Source organism: Candidatus Flexifilum breve (assembly GCF_016713355.1).
In genome coordinates this window covers 142,755-161,541 of record NZ_JADJPI010000039.1, presented here as the reverse complement: position 1 = coordinate 161,541, position 18,787 = coordinate 142,755, and the positions used below count along the sequence as shown (strand labels likewise).

Annotated in this window: 17 protein-coding genes and 1 pseudogene; 14 read left to right on the top strand and 4 right to left on the bottom strand. The window is 61.7% G+C overall.

All coding sequences use genetic code 11. The annotated features are described in order from the left end of the window. Positions 1 to 524: 524 nt before the first annotated feature. On the top strand, positions 525 to 1,607 hold the full coding sequence (locus IPK17_RS37135; protein WP_343422791.1) for a bacterial transcriptional activator domain-containing protein: 1,083 nt from the start codon (positions 525 to 527) through the stop codon (positions 1,605 to 1,607). Here the strand turns inward: IPK17_RS37135 and IPK17_RS37130 are convergent. Then, positions 1,604 to 2,236, bottom strand: a complete 633-nt coding sequence (locus IPK17_RS37130; RefSeq protein ID WP_343422790.1) for a hypothetical protein — start codon at positions 2,234 to 2,236, stop codon at positions 1,604 to 1,606. The two genes, IPK17_RS37135 and IPK17_RS37130, sit on opposite strands and share 4 nt — an antisense overlap. 175 nt (positions 2,237 to 2,411) lie before the next feature. Here IPK17_RS37130 and IPK17_RS37125 point away from each other — a divergent pair, with 175 nt between their 5' ends. Continuing rightward, entirely contained in the window at positions 2,412 to 2,822 is a 411-nt protein-coding gene (locus IPK17_RS37125; RefSeq protein ID WP_343422789.1) for a hypothetical protein, read from the top strand. A 175-nt stretch (positions 2,823 to 2,997) separates the two neighbouring features. Here IPK17_RS37125 and IPK17_RS37120 read toward each other — a convergent pair whose 3' ends face one another. Next, positions 2,998 to 3,885 (bottom strand): SDR family oxidoreductase, encoded by an 888-nt coding sequence (locus tag IPK17_RS37120; protein ID WP_343422788.1) that lies wholly within the window; start codon positions 3,883 to 3,885, stop codon positions 2,998 to 3,000. A 172-nt stretch (positions 3,886 to 4,057) separates the two neighbouring features. Further along, on the bottom strand, positions 4,058 to 4,717 hold the full coding sequence (locus IPK17_RS37115) for a TetR/AcrR family transcriptional regulator (RefSeq protein ID WP_343422787.1): 660 nt from the start codon (positions 4,715 to 4,717) through the stop codon (positions 4,058 to 4,060). 201 nt (positions 4,718 to 4,918) lie between these two features. On the opposite strand from IPK17_RS37115, the gene selA reads away from it, so the two are divergent. The 6 genes and pseudogenes from selA (at position 4,919) to IPK17_RS37080 (ending at position 12,051) form a co-directional block, all read left to right on the top strand. Then, positions 4,919 to 5,638 (top strand): L-seryl-tRNA(Sec) selenium transferase, encoded by a 720-nt coding sequence (selA, locus tag IPK17_RS37110; protein WP_343422786.1) that lies wholly within the window; start codon positions 4,919 to 4,921, stop codon positions 5,636 to 5,638. Next, positions 5,541 to 6,907, top strand: a pseudogene (locus tag IPK17_RS37100) (aminotransferase class V-fold PLP-dependent enzyme). Before selA ends, IPK17_RS37100 begins: the two are co-directional and overlap by 98 nt. A gap of 124 nt (positions 6,908 to 7,031) precedes the next feature. Beyond that, positions 7,032 to 8,261, top strand: coding sequence for a M24 family metallopeptidase (locus tag IPK17_RS37095; protein WP_343422785.1), 1,230 nt, complete (start codon positions 7,032 to 7,034; stop codon positions 8,259 to 8,261). A 94-nt stretch (positions 8,262 to 8,355) separates the two neighbouring features. Further along, complete coding sequence (locus IPK17_RS37090; protein WP_343422784.1) at positions 8,356 to 9,642, top strand: GAF domain-containing sensor histidine kinase; 1,287 nt, start codon at positions 8,356 to 8,358, stop codon at positions 9,640 to 9,642. A 174-nt stretch (positions 9,643 to 9,816) separates the two neighbouring features. Continuing rightward, positions 9,817 to 11,226: an FAD-dependent oxidoreductase gene (locus IPK17_RS37085; RefSeq protein ID WP_343422783.1), complete on the top strand. Its 1,410-nt coding sequence runs from the start codon at positions 9,817 to 9,819 to the stop codon at positions 11,224 to 11,226. Positions 11,227 to 11,259: 33 nt separating this feature from the next. Then, positions 11,260 to 12,051 carry a beta-xylosidase family glycoside hydrolase gene (locus tag IPK17_RS37080; RefSeq protein ID WP_343422782.1) on the top strand — a complete coding sequence of 264 codons (792 nt, stop codon included), beginning with the start codon at positions 11,260 to 11,262 and terminating at the stop codon, positions 12,049 to 12,051. 133 nt (positions 12,052 to 12,184) lie between these two features. Here the strand turns inward: IPK17_RS37080 and IPK17_RS37075 are convergent, their stop codons facing one another. After that, positions 12,185 to 12,727 (bottom strand): cob(I)yrinic acid a,c-diamide adenosyltransferase, encoded by a 543-nt coding sequence (locus tag IPK17_RS37075; protein ID WP_343422781.1) that lies wholly within the window; start codon positions 12,725 to 12,727, stop codon positions 12,185 to 12,187. A gap of 174 nt (positions 12,728 to 12,901) precedes the next feature. Between IPK17_RS37075 and IPK17_RS37070 the strand changes: the two genes are divergently transcribed. The 6 genes from IPK17_RS37070 to IPK17_RS37045 all read left to right on the top strand — a co-directional run bounded on the left by IPK17_RS37070 (position 12,902) and on the right by IPK17_RS37045 (position 18,387). Beyond that, positions 12,902 to 13,651, top strand: coding sequence for a hypothetical protein (locus IPK17_RS37070; protein ID WP_343422780.1), 750 nt, complete (start codon positions 12,902 to 12,904; stop codon positions 13,649 to 13,651). Further along, positions 13,651 to 14,217 carry a class I SAM-dependent methyltransferase gene (locus tag IPK17_RS37065; protein WP_343422779.1) on the top strand — a complete coding sequence of 189 codons (567 nt, stop codon included), beginning with the start codon at positions 13,651 to 13,653 and terminating at the stop codon, positions 14,215 to 14,217. The genes IPK17_RS37070 and IPK17_RS37065 overlap by 1 nt, the downstream gene beginning before the upstream one ends. A gap of 3 nt (positions 14,218 to 14,220) precedes the next feature. Next, entirely contained in the window at positions 14,221 to 15,150 is a 930-nt protein-coding gene (locus IPK17_RS37060) for a hypothetical protein (RefSeq protein WP_343422778.1), read from the top strand. A gap of 59 nt (positions 15,151 to 15,209) precedes the next feature. Further along, positions 15,210 to 15,572, top strand: coding sequence for a hypothetical protein (locus IPK17_RS37055; protein ID WP_343422777.1), 363 nt, complete (start codon positions 15,210 to 15,212; stop codon positions 15,570 to 15,572). A 42-nt stretch (positions 15,573 to 15,614) separates the two neighbouring features. Next, positions 15,615 to 16,859, top strand: a complete 1,245-nt coding sequence (gene coaBC, locus IPK17_RS37050; protein ID WP_343422776.1) for a bifunctional phosphopantothenoylcysteine decarboxylase/phosphopantothenate--cysteine ligase CoaBC — start codon at positions 15,615 to 15,617, stop codon at positions 16,857 to 16,859. 400 nt (positions 16,860 to 17,259) lie between these two features. Next, complete coding sequence (locus IPK17_RS37045) at positions 17,260 to 18,387, top strand: outer membrane protein assembly factor BamD (RefSeq protein ID WP_343422775.1); 1,128 nt, start codon at positions 17,260 to 17,262, stop codon at positions 18,385 to 18,387. The last annotated feature ends 400 nt before the right edge of the window (positions 18,388 to 18,787 follow it).

Sequence of the window (18,787 nt, the reverse complement as noted above, 5' to 3'; positions counted from 1 at the left end):
ACGGCCTAACCGCCGGGCCGAACCACAGTATCAGCCATTCGTATTATTGACATACCAAATGTTTTTCACTATTATCATTCAAATATTACAATCCTTGGGGAAAATGTAAATAATAGTCGCTCCATTTGTATTTACATACACCTTTGTTAATAATCTCTAACGTTTGAGCATTGTGATTTGAACAGCGTAGGGATTATACTCAAGTGGGGAGTAATGTTATCGTTTCGCGGAATTGGCCCAGCCCTACTGCATACTAGGACAACGACATGGGTACAACAGCGGTTATGGAAGGGTGGAGTTTCAGAATGCTGGTGCATCAGGTAACCAACGTATCCGTCGAGTCCTTCCGGCAGCGTTCTGAAGGTAAGAAGATCGTCCTGCTCTACCCATGGACAAGCTATAGGAATTTATTCTTAACGCATTTCTTGTCAAATGCTAAAGAAGGCTTTCTATATTATAGAATTTCCGAACAACAGAAGACCCTGGTGGATTGGTTAGGTGGCCTTCTGGAGGAATTTAAAGCCGTGCTCCCCAACTTCGGCCCCAACCTCCAGCAAGCCCTCGACGATCGCTCAAACCCCACTCGCCTCGGGGAAGCGTTCGCTGCCGACCTCGCCGCCTTTAGTGACAAACCCACCACCCTCTTCATCGACGAACTTGATCGTATTGGGATGGACGCCGACTTCAACCAGTTTATTAAAGCGGTGGTTGGAGCCATGCCCCCGAACGCGCAGATCGCGTTCTCGTCGCGCTTGCTGATGTACCAACCGTGGTATGACATGGTCGCACGCGGTGACGCCGTCGTGCTCGGTACGGAACAGCGCCGGGATGATTTGATGTTCACGGTGGAAAATATGCCTAAGCCACAGCTCGAAGTCTACGCTTTTGGTCGTGGACACGCGCTCGTGAACGGCCAACCGATCACGAACTGGGATGGCGCGCTGCCCAGAAACTTGTTCTTCTTCTTCATGGATCACCCGCTGGTCACCCGCGACGAAATCTTCGAAACCTTCTGGCCGGAACTCTCGGTCAAAGAGGCGACGAACGTCTTCCATGTGACTAAGCGTAAAATCACCGAACGTATCAGTATGAAAATTCCGGATGGCGGCAATCACGAATTGACGCAGTACAATTCCGGCTTCTACATGCCCAGCGAAAAGCTTGTCCGCCACTACGATGTCGGCGATTTTCAGGATACGGTCGAAAAAGCCCTCGTTGCCAACAGCGAACGCGAAGAAATGGCGCTCCTCAACCGCGCGATTGACGTGTACCGCGCGCCCTTCCTGCAAACGGTCGAAATGCCGTGGGTGCAGCAGCGCCGTGACACGCTGCGTCAGTTGTACGCGCAGGCGCTCATTCAGATGGGCCGCATTTACGCCAAGCGCGGCGACGAAAACCGCTCACTCGGCTTCTACACGCGGGCGCTCAAAGAAACGCCCGAACGTGAGGACATCCATCGTCAGGTCATGACCATTTACTTTAAGATGAATCTGATCGATGATGCCAAGATGCAGTATCGTCGTTTGAAGCAAATTCTCAACGACAAATTCGGCATTGACCCGTCCCGCGAAACGCAGGAACTGATGGGGATGATCGAAGGCCGCTAATCCGCCTGCTCCTCGATCCACGCCGTATATCGCCACCATGCAGCAGCCCCGCGCCACGGGGCTGTTGTTTTTGGACAAGGTGACATGTTCCCTCGAAAGACCGAAAACGCATAGATCGTCGCCGCCGGGCCGAACAGTCCGTTCGCGCTGCCGTTGACAAACGCCGCCGCCACCCAGTCCGCGCCGCCCCAGTAGATCGCGCTCAAATGCCCGGCCTGATTGACATCCGGGCCGCTCAACACACACGCGGGCAGTCCGAAGCGCGCGATCAGATAGTCGGCGGGGAGCTTCAGGCTGAGTTCTACGCGCCCGACGGTTGTTTCGCCCAGATAAACCAAGCCGCTGAAATAGTATGGATCGGCGGTGCCCCACAAAAACACGGGCGACCCGGCAATCGTATGCGAGGTGAGGGCAGGGACGCTGGCGGCGGTGAGCGCGACCGTATCTGCGAAGGGGGTTTCGCCCACAGTGATCCCCGCCCAGCAGGGAAGCTCGCACGCCGCGAAGCCATACGCCGTCCACGCGGGCGTCGCATCGACAGGACGAGGTGCGGCCAGCGGCGCGAGCGCGAGCATGACGGCAGTGAGCGCGAAGATCAACAGGCTGAGGCGAAATAGAAGTCGGAGCATAGGCACTCAAGTATCCGACCCCACCCCCGACCCCTCCCCGAATTCAGGGAGGGGAGACGGCAGTCGCGCCGTTATGCCCCGATCTGCTCGTGTGGGCGAGGCGCTGGGATGAGGACATTCAATATCACTGTTTTCGAGGTTAGCACAAGTTGCGCTCACAGGTATAATGACCATTATGAAACAATCACCGCCCTCGACCAAACTTCCGCCCGATTATGCGGGCGTGCTGTTCGCCGCCCTCCTGATGATCATCGTCGGTTGGTACGGTCTGTATACCCTCGTCACCACGCAAATTCCCCGGGTGGGGCAGCGCTGGCTGTTCTTCGTGCTGCTGCACATCGCCGTGACCGGGACGGTCATGCCGTTCGTGCGCTATTTGAACATCCGCCTCACGCCGATCACGCGCCCGCTCCCGTCCGGCGGCGTGATCGTTCGCCAGAGCGTGTGGATCGGCATTTTCGTCGTGACGTGCGCATGGCTGCAAATTCCGCGCGTGCTCACCGTGCCGATCATGTTTTTCCTCGCGCTGGCCTTCGGCGTGATCGAGGTCTTCCTGCGCTCCCGCGAAATGGGCAACGAGCAGTAGCTTTCACCTCTGTAGATAAGGCGACGCTCCACTACCCGTGGACAAATCATGACCCCGCCTGCTAAGGGATGCGCAACGGTGCGTCCGACAATTTCGTCGATTGTCGCCTGTGGCCTTGCCCCTCGCCTTCCGGAGAGGGGCAGTTGAGCGCAGCGAAACGGGGTGTGGTCGGCTTTTACCGCCGCGCCAACTCGCTCGCGTACCGTGTACCCAACGTGGCGTGATTTGTCCGCGCCCAGTCGGTGAGCCGCGTCGATCCAGTCGGCGGCGCGTCGACGCACAGCAAATCCGCCATCAACCCGCCGATCTCTTCGCGGGTGATCGTCACATCGCCCATGAGCGCGCCGATCACCTTGCCCGCCTGATAGCCGATCTCCGGCGTCACGTGGAGGATCGGACGGCGCAGGCCGAGGATCTCCCGCAGCGTCTTGACGAGCTGGAGATACGTGAAGGTCTCCGGGCCGATGGCGTTGACGATCACCTTCTCGCGGTTGTACGCCTGTTCAACGGCGAGGCACGCCATATCATCCACGTGGATCGGTTGGAGGCGGTAGCTGCCGTCGCCGAACACGCCGAAGGCGGGTAGATGCCGCAGCAGCCACGCGATGTTGTTGATGAGCACATCCTCACCGCCAAACAGCACTGCTGGGCGCAAAATTGCGTAGGATAGACCGCTCGCGATCAGCGCGCGTTCGAGCACACCTTTGCCGCGAAAATACTCGAACGGCGAACTTTCATCCGGGTTGGTGATGCTCACATGCACGATGCGGCGGACGCCCGCGATCTTCGCCGCTTCAAACAGCTTGAGCGTGTTTTCGACCGCTGACTGATGATTGAACTTTTGGTGATTGAAGCGCACCCAGTAGGTGTTGTACAGCACGTCGACGCCGTACAGCGAGTCGACCAGCGAGTCGCCGAAAGTCAGCGGGTAGGTCGGAATGTTCGGCGAGTCCGCTTTGCGCGGTGAATTGGTCAGCGTGCGCACGTCCGCGCCCGCGGCCAGCAAGTGCCGCGTGATGTAACTGCCTGAATAGCCGAAAGCGCCGGTCACTGCGTGTTTCATGATGTTTCTTCTCCTATAGTGAACATGTTCATTTTTGTGGGCAAAAAAGAAAATGGCTCAGCCATCTTCAATTTGCAGTCTGTAGACACACCTGAGCGCATCCTAGCGCGCCGCTAGCTCGCCGCTTTCGCCCCTCTCTCCGCTTGCGTGGGAGAGGGGCACATAGTCAGGTCTATCCAAAGACCCCGTCGATGATGCGCACGAAGCGCTTGAGATTTCCCGCCATCGGCGGCAGGTTGAGGCTCACGCGCAGCATGGGCGCGAAACCGTGAATGAATTTGAGCAGCGCTTGTGTCGATGCCTGCCCCTCCGATTTGTCGTGCAGCCAGAACAGAATCACCACAAAGTGCAGCGCGTTGAGCAGCTTGCCGAGATCCTCCGCGACCGCCGGTTTCGGCTTGTCCGTCGCCCCGTTGACCAGATCGATGAAGGCCGCTTCGGCCTTGGCACGCATACTCGCCGCCTCTGCGCCGAGCACCGCCGCGCTTGTCCCCGGCGTCATGATCACGCCGAACAGCACGCCGAACAATGCGCGATGCGGCGCGGCCTGTTCGAGCCGAGCGGTCATCAGCGCCAACCAGCGGTCAGCAATGGTGGCGGGCGGCAGTGCGGCGACGGCGGCGCTCGTCTCCTCCGACATCTGCTCGTAGAGCACCAGCAGCAGCGACTCCTTGCTGGCGAAATAGCGATAGGCGAGGCCGAGCGAGACGCCCGCCGCCTGCGCGATGTCGCGCATGGTGGTGGCTTCGTAGCCTTTCTCGGCGAAAAGATCGAGCGCGGTCTTGAGAATCAGCGCCCGGGTGTGCTGGGCTTTCGGTGTCAGGTCAGTCATTGTGCTTTAGTGAACATGTTCATTTTAACTAGAATAGCAGCAAATGCGCGGCCTGTCAATCAGCGGTAAGATGAAAGTCACCCACCCCCGGCCCCTCCCCGAATTCGGGGAGGGGAGCCAAACGTATTCGCCAAGCCGCCCCTCTCCTCGCTTGCGTGGGAGAGGGGTTGGGGTGAGGGGCGACTAAGAGGTAACTCACCCATGACAGACAACCCTTTTCGCGCGCTGCCCGCGGTCGATGCATTGATTACCGCACCCGGCGGCACGGCGCTCATCGCCCGCTACGGACGCGCCGCCACGGTGGAGGCGCTGCGCGGCGCGCTCGATCACGTGCGGGCGGAACTGCGCTCCGGTGCATCACCATTGCTGACCGCGGATGCCCTGCTCGATGCGGTAGCGGTCGCGCTGCATGCGCAGTTTGCGCCGTCGCTGCGCCCCGTGATCAACGCGACGGGCATCATCATTCACACCAATTTGGGGCGCGCGCCGCTGTCGGAGGCCGCGCAAGCCGCCATGATCGGTGTGGCGGCGGGCTACAGCACGCTTGAATTCGACCTCGCGACGGGTAAGCGGGGCAGCCGCCTGACGCACCCGGAACGCGCACTCACAACGCTGACCGGGGCGGAAGCGGCGCTTGTGGTCAATAACAACGCGGCGGCGGTGCTGCTCCTGCTCACGGCGCTGACCAAAGATCGCGATGTGATCATTTCGCGCGGGCAGTTAGTCGAAATCGGCGGCGGTTTCCGCATCCCCGACGTGATGGCGCAGAGCGGCGCGCGGTTGGTCGAAGTGGGCACGACCAATAAGACGCGCCTGAGCGATTATGAACGCGCCATCACCCCGGCGACGGCGGCGCTGCTGCGGGCGCATGCCTCCAACTTCAAGCCAGATCGGCTTCGTAGAGTCTGCGCCGCTGGCTGAACTGGCGGGCTTGGCGCACGAGCGCGGCCTGCTGCTGCTGGACGATCTCGGCAGCGGCGCACTGCTCGATACGGCGGTCTACGGACTGGAACACGAGCCGACGGTCGCCGAAAGTCTCGCGGCGGGCGCGGATCTGGTCGCTTTCAGCGGCGACAAGCTGCTCGGCGGACCGCAAGCCGGGATCATCGTGGGCAAAGCGCCGTTGATCGCCGCGTTGAAGCAGCATCCACTGGCGCGCGCTGTCCGCGCTGACAAGCTGACGATTGCCGCGCTGGTGGCGACACTCGATCACTACCGCAAAGGCGAGGCGCTCACGCACATCCCGATCTGGCAGATGATCGCCGCGCCGCTCGATCAACTGCGCGCGACGGCGGAAAGCTGGGCGCACACGCTCGGTGGCGAAGTTATCACAGGCGATCGATGGTCGGCGGGGGGAGTCTGCCCGGCGCGACCCTGCCGACCGCGCTGCTGGCGCTCACGCCGCCCAACGCGGACGCGTTCGCCGCGCAGCTCCGCGCCGCCGATCCTCCCGTGATCGCGCGGATCGCGGACGGGCGCGTGCTGTTTGATCCGCGGACTATCCTCCCGACGCAAGGCGACGACTTGCTGCGGGCGGTCCCCCCCCCCCCCCCCCCCCCCCCCTCCCCCCCGCCCCCCCCCCCCCCCCCCCCCCCCCCCCCCCCCCCCTACCCCCCGCCCCCCCCCCCCCCCCCCACCCCCCCCCCCCCCCCCCCCCCCCCCCCCACCCCCCCCCCCGCGCCCCCCCCCCCTCCCCCGGCCTCCCGGGGCGGGGCCCGGTTTTTTTTCCCCCCCCGCCCCCACCTGTTTTGGGTTGGGTCCCTGGGCCCGGGGCCCAAAACAACAAAAAAGGCCCAGGGGGGGCCAACCCCCTCCGGGAAAATTTTTTTTTTTTGGGGGGGGGCGCACAAAAACCCGCCCCCCCACCCCCCCAACCCCGGCGGGTCCCCCTTTTTCCCGCCCCTCTCCCCTCCCCCCCCCCCCCCTTTTTCCTTTGGGGGACAGCCGGTCTTTGCCCAGGACCCCCCCCCCAACCGCCCCCCCCCCCCCCCTGCCGGGGGGCGTTTTTTTTTTGGTTCCCCCTTTTCTTCGGCGTGTTCCCGAACCCCCCCCCCGAACGGGGGGGGGGGCGCCTCTGTGCGCGCTCCGCCCCCGGCCGGGCCCCCCCTCCCCCCCCCCCCCCGGGTTTGGCCCTTTGTGGTGCGGTCAGCGCAAACCGGATTCCTCGACATTGGAGATTCAACGCTATAATCTGCGCTTTCAACGGCAGTCGGATGTTGAAAGCAGCAGCCTCGGCAGGCGTAGATCCCGCCGCGTCGTGCCGCGTTCATTGCACCCCATCAACACCCGCCCTGATGCGATAGAGAGAACCCTCATGAAATCTGATCTCGATCAACTGATGGCGGCGCGCCACCTGACGGCCATCGTCGTCACCGGCGAAGCGCACGACAACCCGCCGCGCAGCTATCTGTCCAATGGCGCGCATGTGACCGGTGGCTACATCATCAAGAAGCAGGGCAGCGATGCGGTGATGGTCGTCAACGGCATGGAGACGGAAGAAGCGGCCAAGAGCGGCCTACAGGTCTTCTCCTATTCCGACCTCGGCTATGCGCAGATGGTCAGCGAGGCGAAGGGTGACGCGACGAAAGCCGGAATCGCGCTGTGGGGGGCGATGCTGGAACGCTTCGGCATCACGAGCGGGCGCGTGGGGATTTATGGCGTGGGCAACCTGCACTCGCAGATCGAATTCACGCGCCTGTTGAGCGAAACCTATCCCGTTTATCAGTTTGTTGGCGAAACGGGCATGACGCTCTTCGACGAAGCCTACATCACCAAAGACGAGGCCGAACTCACCATCATCCGCTCGGTGGCCAAGCGTACCACCGAAGTCGTCGCCGCGACGTGGGATTTCATCAGCGGACATCGGGCTGCGGGCGAAACCGTCGTCAAGACGGATGGCTCGGCGCTCACCATTGGCGACGTGAAGCGTTTTGTGCGCCGCGCTCTGCTCGACCGTGACCTCGAAGACACCGATATGATCTTCGCGCAGGGACGCGATGGCGGCTTCCCACACAGCCGTGGCGAAGCGGATATGGCGCTCCAGCTCGGGCAGGCCATTGTCTTCGACATTTTCCCGCGCCAGTTGGGCGGCGGCTACCACCATGACATGACGCGCACGTGGTCGATCGGCTACGCGTCGCCGGAAGTCGAGCGGGTTTACCAGCAGGTGATGGATGCCTTCGACATCGCCGTCGAGACCTTCCGCCCCGGCATCGAAGCCAAAAAGCTGCAGGAAGCGGTGCTCGATCACTTTGAAGCGGCGGGGCATCCCACCGGGCGCAGCACGCCGGGCACGAGCGTCGGCTATGTGCACAGCCTCGGGCATGGCGTTGGGCTGAACATTCACGAGCGCCCCGGTATCGGCCATCTGTCGCCGGATAAACTGGTCGCAGGCAACCTGATCACGATTGAGCCCGGTCTGTATTACCCGGAGCAGGGCTTCGGCGTGCGCATCGAGGACACGTTCTACATCACCAACAGCGGCGAATTGCTAAGTCTGACCGATTTTCGCAAAGACTTAGTTTTGCCCCTGCGCGAGTCGTAGGTACAAAATTCACGAAAAATCTATGTCATAAATCTTACGACCGGTGTATGATACTGTCGTAATGTTTGTCAAGAACGTCCGAGATATTACAGAAGTGTACACAGACACCCAACTCTCCAGCACCGACTCTGTTCGCCTTGCCGCTTTGAAGCGCCTGTGCCTGCTTGATAGCCCGGTCGATCCCTCGTTTGATCGGCTGACGCGGCTGGCAGCGCGCTTGCTGCATTCGCCGGTTTCGCTCGTGACGCTCCTTGACCACGACCGACAGTTCTTCAAAAGCCAGATCGGCCTGCCTGAACCGTGGGCCAGCCAGCGTGAGACGCCGCTGTCGCACTCCCTGTGCCAGCATGTCGTGCGGTCGAACGCGCCGCTCATCATCAGCGACACGCGGGAACAGCCGCTCGTTCAGCACAACCTCGCCATCCGTGAGCTGAACGCGATTGCCTACGCGGGTATCCCGCTGGTGACTGCCGACGGCATCGCCATCGGCTCATTATGCGTGATTGATCATCAGCCGCGCACCTGGACACAGGCGGAAATTGACACCCTGACCGACTTGGCCACATCGGCGATGACGGAGATCGAACTGATCGACGCGCATGAAGCGCAGCGCCGCGCGGAACAGCAGATCGCGCTGCTGCAAGCGCAGCAGCTTCAGGACATGGCCGCGATGAACAAAAAGCTGGTCGAACTGGAGCAGGTGAAATCGGACATGATCCGCGTCGCCGCGCACGACCTGCGCAACCCGCTCGCGCTGGTCATGGGCTACAGCGAACTCATGCTGGAAGAAGGCGAAGAACTCGCGGAACATCACCGCGAATTCGTCACCTCGATTTTGCGCAGCGGCCAGAAGATGCTCAGCCTGATCAAAGACATTCTCGCGCTGGAACGCATCACGGGCGATCCCGCCAACAACTACCAGACGGTGAATTTCCGCCTGCTGGCGCACGAAGTGTTTGAGACCAACCGCGACCATGCGGACATCGCCAACCTTAGCTACACCTTTAGTGCCGATGAAGGCCGCGCGTACAACCTGAATGGCGACCCCGGCCAGCTCCGCGAAGCCATCGAAAACCTGCTCACGAATGCGATCAAGTACACTCCGGCGGGCGGCAGCGTCAGCGTGCAGATTCACGATAAGGGCGACTTCCTGCTGTTTCAGGTCAACGATACTGGCTACGGCATCCCCGAAGCGGATCAGGAGCGGCTGTTTCAGGCGTTCTACCGCGTCCCCACCGACGAAACCTACAAGATCGGCGGTACAGGCCTGGGGCTGCATCTGGTCAAGAACATCATCGAGCGCCACGGCGGCAAGGTGACCTTCAAGAGCGTGTACAAGCAGGGCAGCAGCTTCGGGTTCTACCTGCCTACCACCTCGTAACGCTGCAGAAACGACATCAATTCCGGGCGGGGTGCACATTGTGCACCCCGTTTTCTTTCCGCGCGCGTCAATGATTACCTCCCACCCCTGATCAATTGCACCTCCTACGTCTGTAGATTGCGAAGAATGGTACAATGGGCGGCATGTGTTTTTGCTGATGAGAGACAGATAGACATGACTCTGGGGACAACGGCGACTCCTCTGCGCGTAGCAATCATCGGATCGGGCCCGTCGGCGTTTTACGCCGCCGAGCATTACCTCAAGAGCGGTCTCGCGGTGGAGATCGACATGTTTGAGCGTCTGCCGACCCCTTACGGCTTGGTTCGGGGCGGCGTCGCACCAGATCATCCCAAGATCAAGACGGTCACCAAGGTCTATGATCGCATTGCGGCCAACCCCAATTTCCACTTCTACGGCAACGTCGAATTCGGGCGTGACCTGACGATTGACGATCTGCGCGCGCACTATCATCAGGTGGTGTTCGGCGTTGGCGCGCAAACCGACCGCCGCATGGGCATCCCCGGTGAAGATTTGCTCGGCAGCCACCCAGCGACCGAATTCGTCGGCTGGTACAACGCGCACCCCGACTACCGCGAACTCCAGTTTGACCTCTCCAAAGAGAAGGTCGCGGTCATCGGCAACGGCAACGTCGCCATGGACGTGGCGCGCATCCTTGCCAGCACCTATGATGAGCTGGTCAAAACCGATATCGCCGATTACGCGCTCGAAGCGCTCAAAGCGAGTAACGTTAAGGACATTTACATCATTGGTCGGCGCGGGCCGGCGCAAGCCGCGTACACCAACCCGGAACTGAAAGAACTCGGCGAACTGCACGACGCCGATGTGATCGTGTCGCCGGAAACCGCCGAACTCGACCCGCTGAGCAGCGAATACGTGCTCACCAGCGGCGACCGCGACGCGGAACGCAACACGCAAACGCTCATGCGCTATTCCACGCAGACGCCTGCGGGCAAGAGCAAGCGCATTCACATGCTGTTTCTGCTGTCACCGACCGCGTTGTTTGGCACGGAGAACGTCGAAGCGATTGAACTGGTCAAGAACGAGCTGTACAAGGCCGACGATGGGACGCTGCGCCCGCGCGCGACCAGCGAAAAGATCACCCTGCCGATTGATCTGGTCTTCCGCTCGATTGGTTACAAAGGTGTGGCGCTGCCCGGCGTGCCGTTTGACGAACGCGGCGGCGTGATCCCCAACGTGAAGGGGCGCATCCTCAACGCGGATAAGTCAGTGGCGGTGGGCGAATACGCCGTAGGTTGGATCAAGCGCGGCCCGTCCGGTATCATTGGCACGAACAAACCCGATTCGCAGGAAACGATTGATCAGGCGCTGGAAGACGCCAAGGCGGGGTCAAGCTTCACGCCGTCTGCGCCCTCCCGCGCGGCCGTCGAAGGCGTGCTGCGCGAACGCGGCGTCGATTTCATCAGCTTTGCCGAATGGCAGAAGCTGGATGAGGCCGAAGTCGCCAACGGGACGGCTTCAGGTCGCCCGCGCGTGAAGTTCAGCCGCGTCGACGACATGCTCAACGTTGTGCGCGCTGCGCGCGAACCGGCGACGGGAGACTAAACGACCTTCGGTTCCTAGTTTTTGAGGTGCGGTATGTTCAAACATTTGGCGCTGTTTACCATCGGTTTGCTTATCGCAGCGGCACCGCTTCGCGCGCAGGACGATCCCTGTACGCGCGAGGCGGTGATTGTCTCCTTTGCTCAGGCGGCGGACATCGACGCGTGGGTAGGAGAGTACACGAATTGCCCCGTGTTCATCCAGCGGGCCGTGCGCCAATTGGCGACTGGTTACCAACTGCTGGGTTCGGAATACCTCCCCTTCGGCGCGGCGGGCGACCCTTACACGTTTAGCTCAGTTTGGACATGGTATCAGGGCAGCGCTGGCGGCCTCGTGCACAGCATCGACGCCGCGGCGAACACCGTCACGCTGATCGCTGACGCGCAGACGGATCAGCGCGATGCGATCACTACTGCGCCCGTGCTCGCCTACGCCACTGCAGGCGATTTCGCCGCGCAAGTGAAGATGAATTTCGATCCGCTGGCGGTGGAAAACGGCGCAGGGCTCGGCGTGCGCGCGGCGCAAGACGTCACGCACTGGCTGCGCATTGTGCGTGAGGGGGGCGACATCGTCGTCAGCGCGACGCAAGCGGGCACGACAACCGAAATCGAGCGGCTGCCCTATGAAGAGGGCGAAGACGATGTTTACTTCCGCTTGACGCGGGCGGGCACGTTGTACACGCTGGCGTACAGCGTCGACGCGAAGGATTGGCGCACGCTTGCGACCGATTACGCCTTTGATCTGCCCGCCGAGGTTGAAATTTTCGTGACGGTCTATTCCCCGCCGGGGGTGGTCGCCGCGCGCTTCAGCGAGATGAAGATCGATTAGCAAGTATCTCATGTACTAAAGTAGGTTCTCGAAACAAATCCACGAACGGATGTAGGGGCACACCTGTGTGTGCGCCCGAAACCGGGCAGACACACAGGTCTGCCCCTACACTAAAACTTTCGCAAGGCCATTTTTAGGGCGTCCAGCGCACATCTGTACCGCCAACCTGATGATTCTCCCAGCGCGCCAGCGTGAACAGAAAATCCGACAGGCGATTGACGTAGGGCAGCACCTGATCGCCGATGGGTTCGTGTTCCACCAGCGCTGTGATCACGCGCTCGGCGCGGCGGCACACCGTCCGCCCCATGTGAATCGCGGCGGCGGCGGCAGTCCCCCCCGGTAGGATGAAATAAGTGAGCGGTGGCAGTTCGCCTGTCATCTGGTCGATGCCCTGTTCCAGCCAGGCGACAGTCGCCGCGTCCATGCGCACGACATAGCTGTTAGGCGCGTCAAGCGGGGTGGCGAGGTCCGCGCCGAGGTTGAACAACTGATGCTGAATACGGGCGAGATAAGCGTCTGTTCCCGCGGTTGGCTGCTGCGCGCGCGCTAACCCCAGCGTGGAGTTGAGTTCGTCGATCGTGCCATAGCTTTCCACGCGTAGATGATGTTTGGGCACGCGCCCGCCAGAGAACAGGCTGGTCGTCCCGTCATCACCCGTTTTCGTGTAAATCTTCATCGTCTTTCCTTTTCCTGCGAGCTGCACTACAGTTAACATATCTGTCTGAGAAGTCTTACAAACTGCACACCGCTTCATCCACACTGATGATACCAATTGGACGTATTGGTGTGCGATCTCAAGTTAAAATGGTATATGTTGCAATAATGTTTTCACGATGCTTTAGGAGCGGCGATGGTCGCATGGTATAACCTATACGTCAATCACACCGACCAGCCAACCATTGCGACCCGCTTACGCGACAGTTTACTCCAACTTGGTTACACTGAATTCAATGCGTTCGGTCTCATGCCGGGGCGCGTCTACCCGGATGCGGTGCGGTTATTCATTGCACCACCGCAGGGGGATTGGGTGCGCGTGATCGCGGAAAAGCCGTTGACGTTCGCGCTGCCCGCTTTCCCCCGCGTGATCGAAGCATCACTGGAGGGAACTGGACTGCGGGTCTATGTCGATGCTTTGCTCGCCGATTCCGTCACCGCCTTGGCGGATTACCCGTGCAGCGAGCGGGCGCTCACCGCGCCATTTGACGCGACCAGCACCGACTCCGTGGGCGGTGTGCCGCTGGACGCGCTGCCGGACGACGTGCGCCAAATGGCCAGCGGGCTGGATCCGCGGCAGGTCGGCAAGCTGTTCAACCGCATGAGCGCCACTGTGCTCGGCAAAGTTGGCGCGGAGGCGGGCGACGCAGGCGATCTCCTCAAAACGACCGACTGGAGCACGCCGAACGGCCAGCAGATTCGCCGCGTGCTGGCGTGTCTGCAGCTCGACACCACGCCGGATTTCGTCACACTGCGCGATGCATATGCGCTGCATGAACGCCGCCGCCGCAACCCGAAGGCGAACCTCTACCCCGGCGATGCCGAGGCCATGCAAGCCGTCCCCAACGCGCTTGCCTTTATTCCACTTTACGCAGGCAGGGATTAATGTCCGCAAAAGATCGTGTGCGGTGGGATGCTATCTACCGCGAAACCGCCAATTTTCCGTACCCGTATCCAGATCCGCTGCTCTTTCAGTACGTGCCGCCGATTCACGGCATGGGGCGCACCTTTCGCGCGCTGGATCTCGCATGCGGGCTGGGGCAGAACGGGCTGTGGTTGGCGGCCCAGGACTATGTCGTCGATCTGATGGACATCAGCCGAACGGCGCTCACCCGGGCGCAGGACCAAGCCGTGGAACGCGGCCTACGCAATGTCAACTTTATTCAAGTCGATATCGACGAACTGAAGCTGGATGCGAACACCTATGATGTCGTGTGCGTAGTCCGCTTCCTGCGCCGCGAACTCTTCCCGATGCTGCGCGGCGCAATCAAACCGGGCGGGCGCATCATCTACGAATCGTTCAATACCCGGTGCGCCAACCTCGTCCCGGACGCCCCACGCGACTTTCTGCTCGGTCAGGGCGAACTCGCAGGCTACTTCGGCGACTGGCGCGTGCTGCGCAACAGCGAAGCCGAACACGTCTCGCAGGTTGTCGCCATCAAGCCGGAGTAAGGCGTGTTCTCGCCCCTCGTGCGGCAGCGTCTGCTGCTGGCGGCGCTCCTGTGGTTCGGCTCGACCGGGCTGCTGTGGACACCGATCCTATCTCCACTCGACTGGCTGACGCTGCCCGGCTACTATGCCATCAGCGCGCTGCTGCTCGACCTTGCGGCGCGCTTCCGCGCCCGCGATGTGTTCGCGCTGCTCACGCTGGCCGGGATCTATGGGCTGCTGGCGGCGGTGTTCATTCACCCCGCCACCGCACTGATCGACATGCCGCGCACGCTGTTCACGCGGGCGCTCGGCGCGCACGCGCTCGTCGGCTTGATCGCGCTGGTCACGTTTCTGCGCGGGCGCAATTCGCTCTTCTACCTCGGCGGCGCGCTGCTGGTCGGAGTAGCGGCGGGGGTGTGGGCACGCTGGTCGCCTGTCGAGCTGTGGGGCACCGCCGAACCAACCCCGCTGATCACCGCGCTCAGCACGTTTGCGGTCGGCGTGGTCGTGTACCTCGCGCTGTCGGCGCTAGCACAGCAGCCCGATCCCCCAACCGACTATCGCCTGTCGCCGCTCGGCTGGCTGATCATCAGTGTCATCGGCGCGGCGCTGATCCTGTTCCACGCGGCGCAGGGGCGCATCGACGGCGTGGCGGCGATCACCAGCCTCGTGCTGGTCGGCTTCAGCACGGCGATCCTCTGGTTTCAGAAGCGCGTCAAAGGCGCCATGCTGCTCGACCGCCTGCCCGCCCAGCGGCTGCCCGGCGGGCTTCTCCCGGCGGTGGCTTTCTTCGTCGGCGTGATGACCGGCTGTTTGCTGCCACGCACCGATCCCGACGGCATTTCGATCCTCGTCAGCCTGTTCGCCGCCTACGGCGTGATCTGGCTGCCTGCCGTGTCGATTGTGCTCGGCTGGCGGTCATTCGCGCGGCAGGCGCGGGCGCTGAAGTTATAATTGACGTCCGGCGTGAACCATTGTAAACTCTCCATATCCCTAGATAACTGGAGTGTGGAATGCCGGACAACTCCTTGACGAGTTTTAGCGATTTTATCAACCATGACCTCGATTTGAGCGGCCTCGACGCCCCGCCGCTGTTCTCCGAAGACGACATCACCCAACTGCTCAGCGCCGAACTGTACGCCGAAACGCTGCGCATTGTGCGCCGCGAAATGCGCGACCCCGATGGCCTCCCGCTCAAATTCAGCGCGTTCAACCGCGAAGCCCTGTTTCACTTGTCCACTATCGTCGGCAAGATTCTGCGTGCTCGCTACCCCGAACGCCTCGATCAAGACGAGTGGCGGGATGCCGCGGCGCTGGCCGTCGCGCTGGCGTGGCTGGTGCGCGCGCAGTTGGACTCGGACGATCCGACCGTGTAGCGGTACAATCGATGCGTATCCTTCTGCACAGATGGAGCACGCATGGACAGCGAACGCATTACGCTGCTCGACGGTAAACGCCTACTTCTCGGCGTGACGGGCAGCATTGCCTGCTATAAAGCGGTGGATCTCGCCAGCAAATTGACGCAGCTCGGCGTGCAGGTCGACGTCATCATGACCGAGTCCGCGCAGCAGTTCGTCACGCCGCTCACGTTTCAAGCGGTGACCGGACGCCCGGTCTACACGAGCATGTGGACCTCCGGCGGTGGATCGCTGCCGACGCATGTCGCCCATGTCGGCCTCGCCGAAAGCGCCGATCTCCTGATCGTCGCGCCCGCGACCGCCAACACCCTCGCCAAACTCGCGCACGGTCTCGCCGATGATTTGCTCGCGATTACGGCTCTCGCGACGACTGCCCCCATTTTGATCTCCCCGGCCATGGATGGTCACATGTACGCCAGCCTCGCCGTGCAGGAGAACCTCGCCATTTTGCAGGGACGCGGCGTCACGCTGATCGAGCCGGAAACCGGGCGCTTCGCCTCGGGTCTGGTGGGCGTGGGACGCTTCCCCGAAACCCCCAAGCTCATCGGCGCGATCCGCCACCGCTTGGGGCGCAGCGGCGCGCTCAAGGGTAAGAACCTCGTGATCACGGCGGGGGGTACGCGCGAACCGCTCGATCCCGTGCGCTTCATCACCAACCGTTCGAGCGGCAAACAGGGTTACGCGCTGGCGCAGGCCGCCGCCGATGCCGGCGCCGAAGTCATGCTGATCAGCGCGGCGCGGGGGCTGACTGCCCCGTATGGCGTGCAGGTCATCCCGGTCGAATCGGCATACCAGATGCAGCAGACGGTGCTCACCCATCAGGCGGGCGCAGACGCGCTCATCATGGCGGCGGCAGTCGCCGATTTCCGCCCGCGCAGCATCTCTGACCAGAAGATCAAGAAGACAAGCGGCAGCGATCCGCTCACGCTGCATCTGGAGAAAAACCCGGACATTCTGCTCTCAGTCAAAGAGCGGCGGCGCGATCTACATCGCCCGCGCGTGGTGGTCGGCTTCGCGGCGGAAAGCGAAGATTTGATCGCCCATGCGCGCGAAAAGCTGGAACGCAAGGGGCTGGATCTGCTGGTGGCGAACGACATCACGGCGAAAGATGCGGGCTTCGACGTGGACACCAACCGCGTCGTGATCCTCGACGCGCGCGGCGGCCAGGAAGCGCTCGAACTGGCGAGCAAAGCCAATGTCGCAGAGCACATCATCCAGCGCGTCGCACAGCTCTTAGGTCAGTGAACAGTTGACAGTGGTCAGTTCACCTCACCCCAACCCCTCTCCGAGCGGAGAGGGGCTTTTCCTCGCGCCGTTCCCATATTCGGTTGACAGTGAAATACACTTACCAATTGAGCCCTTGTAGGGACGCCCAACGGGGCGTCCGTCGCATTTCTAGGCACGCGGACGCGATTCGCGCATCCCCTACGAAAACGAATTCAATTTAGCCAACGGTGTTGGCTCCCTCCCTGAATTCGGGGGAGGGGTCGGGGTGGGGTAAAAACAGCGGACGCGCCGTTGCGCGTCCCTACGGATCAGTCCGCTGTTCGTAGGGTAACCGTAGGGTATCATCTGTTCATAGCGTCCTGTATAATCGGCGTGCCCGGCAAACGGGTCAATTGCCATGGAAGCGTGAGATTTTTGCATGAGCTATACACCTCAGCTTGACGATGATACCCAACCCCGCTCGCCGCTCAAGGACATTCCCCTGAAACCCACCATCAGCGTCGATGATGTCGAAGACGCGCCCCCGTCCAGCGGCTGCGGCATGTACGCCTTGATCTCGGTGGTGCTGGTGGTGTTCGCGGTCGCCATCGTCGCCTTGGCGGGCGCGGCAGGCTGGACGTCCGGTCAACGCGAAGCGGAAACGCTGGTGCGGAGCACGCGCGACGCTGCCATCCGCGATCAAGTCGACCGCATTCCCGGCGATGTCGCGTCCGGCAACACGGTGCTGCTGCGCACGCGCCTCGAATGGCTGGCGACATCCGCGCCCGAATACAACGACCTCCCGAATCTGGCGCTGACGGGGACAGCCGTCTATCTCAACACACTGCCCACGACCACGCCCACACCCTCGCCGACGCCGGAAGCGACGACCGAAGCCGCGCCCAACGAACTGGCGATTGCTACCGTCGAGGACTCCGACAGCGGCTTTGATGTCGCTGCGCTCTACGAGCAGGCGGAGACGGCCATGAACGGATCGCTGTGGGAAGACGCGATTGAACTGCTCGACGTGGTCGTCGGGCTGGATCCGAGCTTCCGGCGCGACGAAGTGCGCCGCGCGCTGAATCAGGCGTTGCAAAACCGCGCGCTCGAACTCTACAACGCGAATCAACCCGCCGCCGCCAACATTCTGGTCGGGCGTGCGGAGGAATATGGCCAGATTGACTCCGGCCTCGACTATGAACGCTACGCCGCCGAATTGTATCTGCGCGCGCGCAATGCGATTGGCCTCGGCAGCCCGGTCGCGATTTCGACGCTGCAAGAGCTAATTAGCCTGGGCGCGGGCGGGCGCTACTACGACGACGCCATGCAGCTCCTGTATAACCAGTACGTACTGATCGGCGACTCGTACCTCGCGCAGACCAACTACTGCAGCGCGGCCAGCCAGTATCAACAGGCGATGAATATCTTCAGCAGCGGCACGGCGAACGGCAAATATGCCAACGCGCAGAACCTGTGCCTCAACGCGCCGCCGACCGTCGATCCGAATTGGGCGCTGACGCCCGGTGCGGTTGCGCCTGTAGGTGTGGTCGCGCCACCGGGACAATGAAACTGCTCTCACCCGGTTCTCACTTTTGCTTCATGTGATCTTTAGCCGGGAAACTTATCTTGGAGACAGTTTCATTTGAACTTGGTCGAATTGAGATGACGAACTAGGCGAGGCTCGTGACTTACTGTTAGCAGCCAAGTTCAAGGGCTAGGGTAAAATAGACCCTTCACATGCCCATCCCTCTAGAACCGCTCGATGTGTCCCCCCTCACATCGGGCGGTTTTGGTTTTCCGACAGTGCGTTATAATCCCCCTCTTCACGCATACAGACGTTATGCGGTATCGATTCGCCCCGGCTACAGCAGTGTAGGGACGTGCTTCTGCGCGTCCGGTAAAGCGGACAGCCTTCTGGCTGTCCCTACCATCGACCAGCGAACGCCGCATCGCGTCGCATCAAGGGA

Bases quoted from the DNA above. Each gene is read 5' to 3' on its own strand.
- IPK17_RS37080 (WP_343422782.1), top strand. From the start codon at position 11,260: ATGTTCAAACATTTGGCGCTGTTTACCATCGGTTTGCTTATCGCAGCG.
- IPK17_RS37085 (WP_343422783.1), top strand. From the start codon at position 9,817: ATGACTCTGGGGACAACGGCGACTCCTCTGCGCGTAGCAATCATCGGA.
- IPK17_RS37095 (WP_343422785.1), top strand. From the start codon at position 7,032: ATGAAATCTGATCTCGATCAACTGATGGCGGCGCGCCACCTGACGGCC.
- selA (WP_343422786.1), top strand. From the start codon at position 4,919: ATGACAGACAACCCTTTTCGCGCGCTGCCCGCGGTCGATGCATTGATT.
- IPK17_RS37125 (WP_343422789.1), top strand. From the start codon at position 2,412: ATGAAACAATCACCGCCCTCGACCAAACTTCCGCCCGATTATGCGGGC.
- IPK17_RS37065 (WP_343422779.1), top strand. From the start codon at position 13,651: ATGTCCGCAAAAGATCGTGTGCGGTGGGATGCTATCTACCGCGAAACC.
- IPK17_RS37070 (WP_343422780.1), top strand. From the start codon at position 12,902: ATGGTCGCATGGTATAACCTATACGTCAATCACACCGACCAGCCAACC.
- IPK17_RS37120 (WP_343422788.1), bottom strand. From the start codon at position 3,885: ATGAAACACGCAGTGACCGGCGCTTTCGGCTATTCAGGCAGTTACATC.
- IPK17_RS37045 (WP_343422775.1), top strand. From the start codon at position 17,260: ATGAGCTATACACCTCAGCTTGACGATGATACCCAACCCCGCTCGCCG.
- IPK17_RS37115 (WP_343422787.1), bottom strand. From the start codon at position 4,717: ATGACTGACCTGACACCGAAAGCCCAGCACACCCGGGCGCTGATTCTC.
- IPK17_RS37075 (WP_343422781.1), bottom strand. From the start codon at position 12,727: ATGAAGATTTACACGAAAACGGGTGATGACGGGACGACCAGCCTGTTC.
- coaBC (WP_343422776.1), top strand. From the start codon at position 15,615: ATGGACAGCGAACGCATTACGCTGCTCGACGGTAAACGCCTACTTCTC.
- IPK17_RS37130 (WP_343422790.1), bottom strand. From the start codon at position 2,236: ATGCTCCGACTTCTATTTCGCCTCAGCCTGTTGATCTTCGCGCTCACT.
- IPK17_RS37055 (WP_343422777.1), top strand. From the start codon at position 15,210: ATGCCGGACAACTCCTTGACGAGTTTTAGCGATTTTATCAACCATGAC.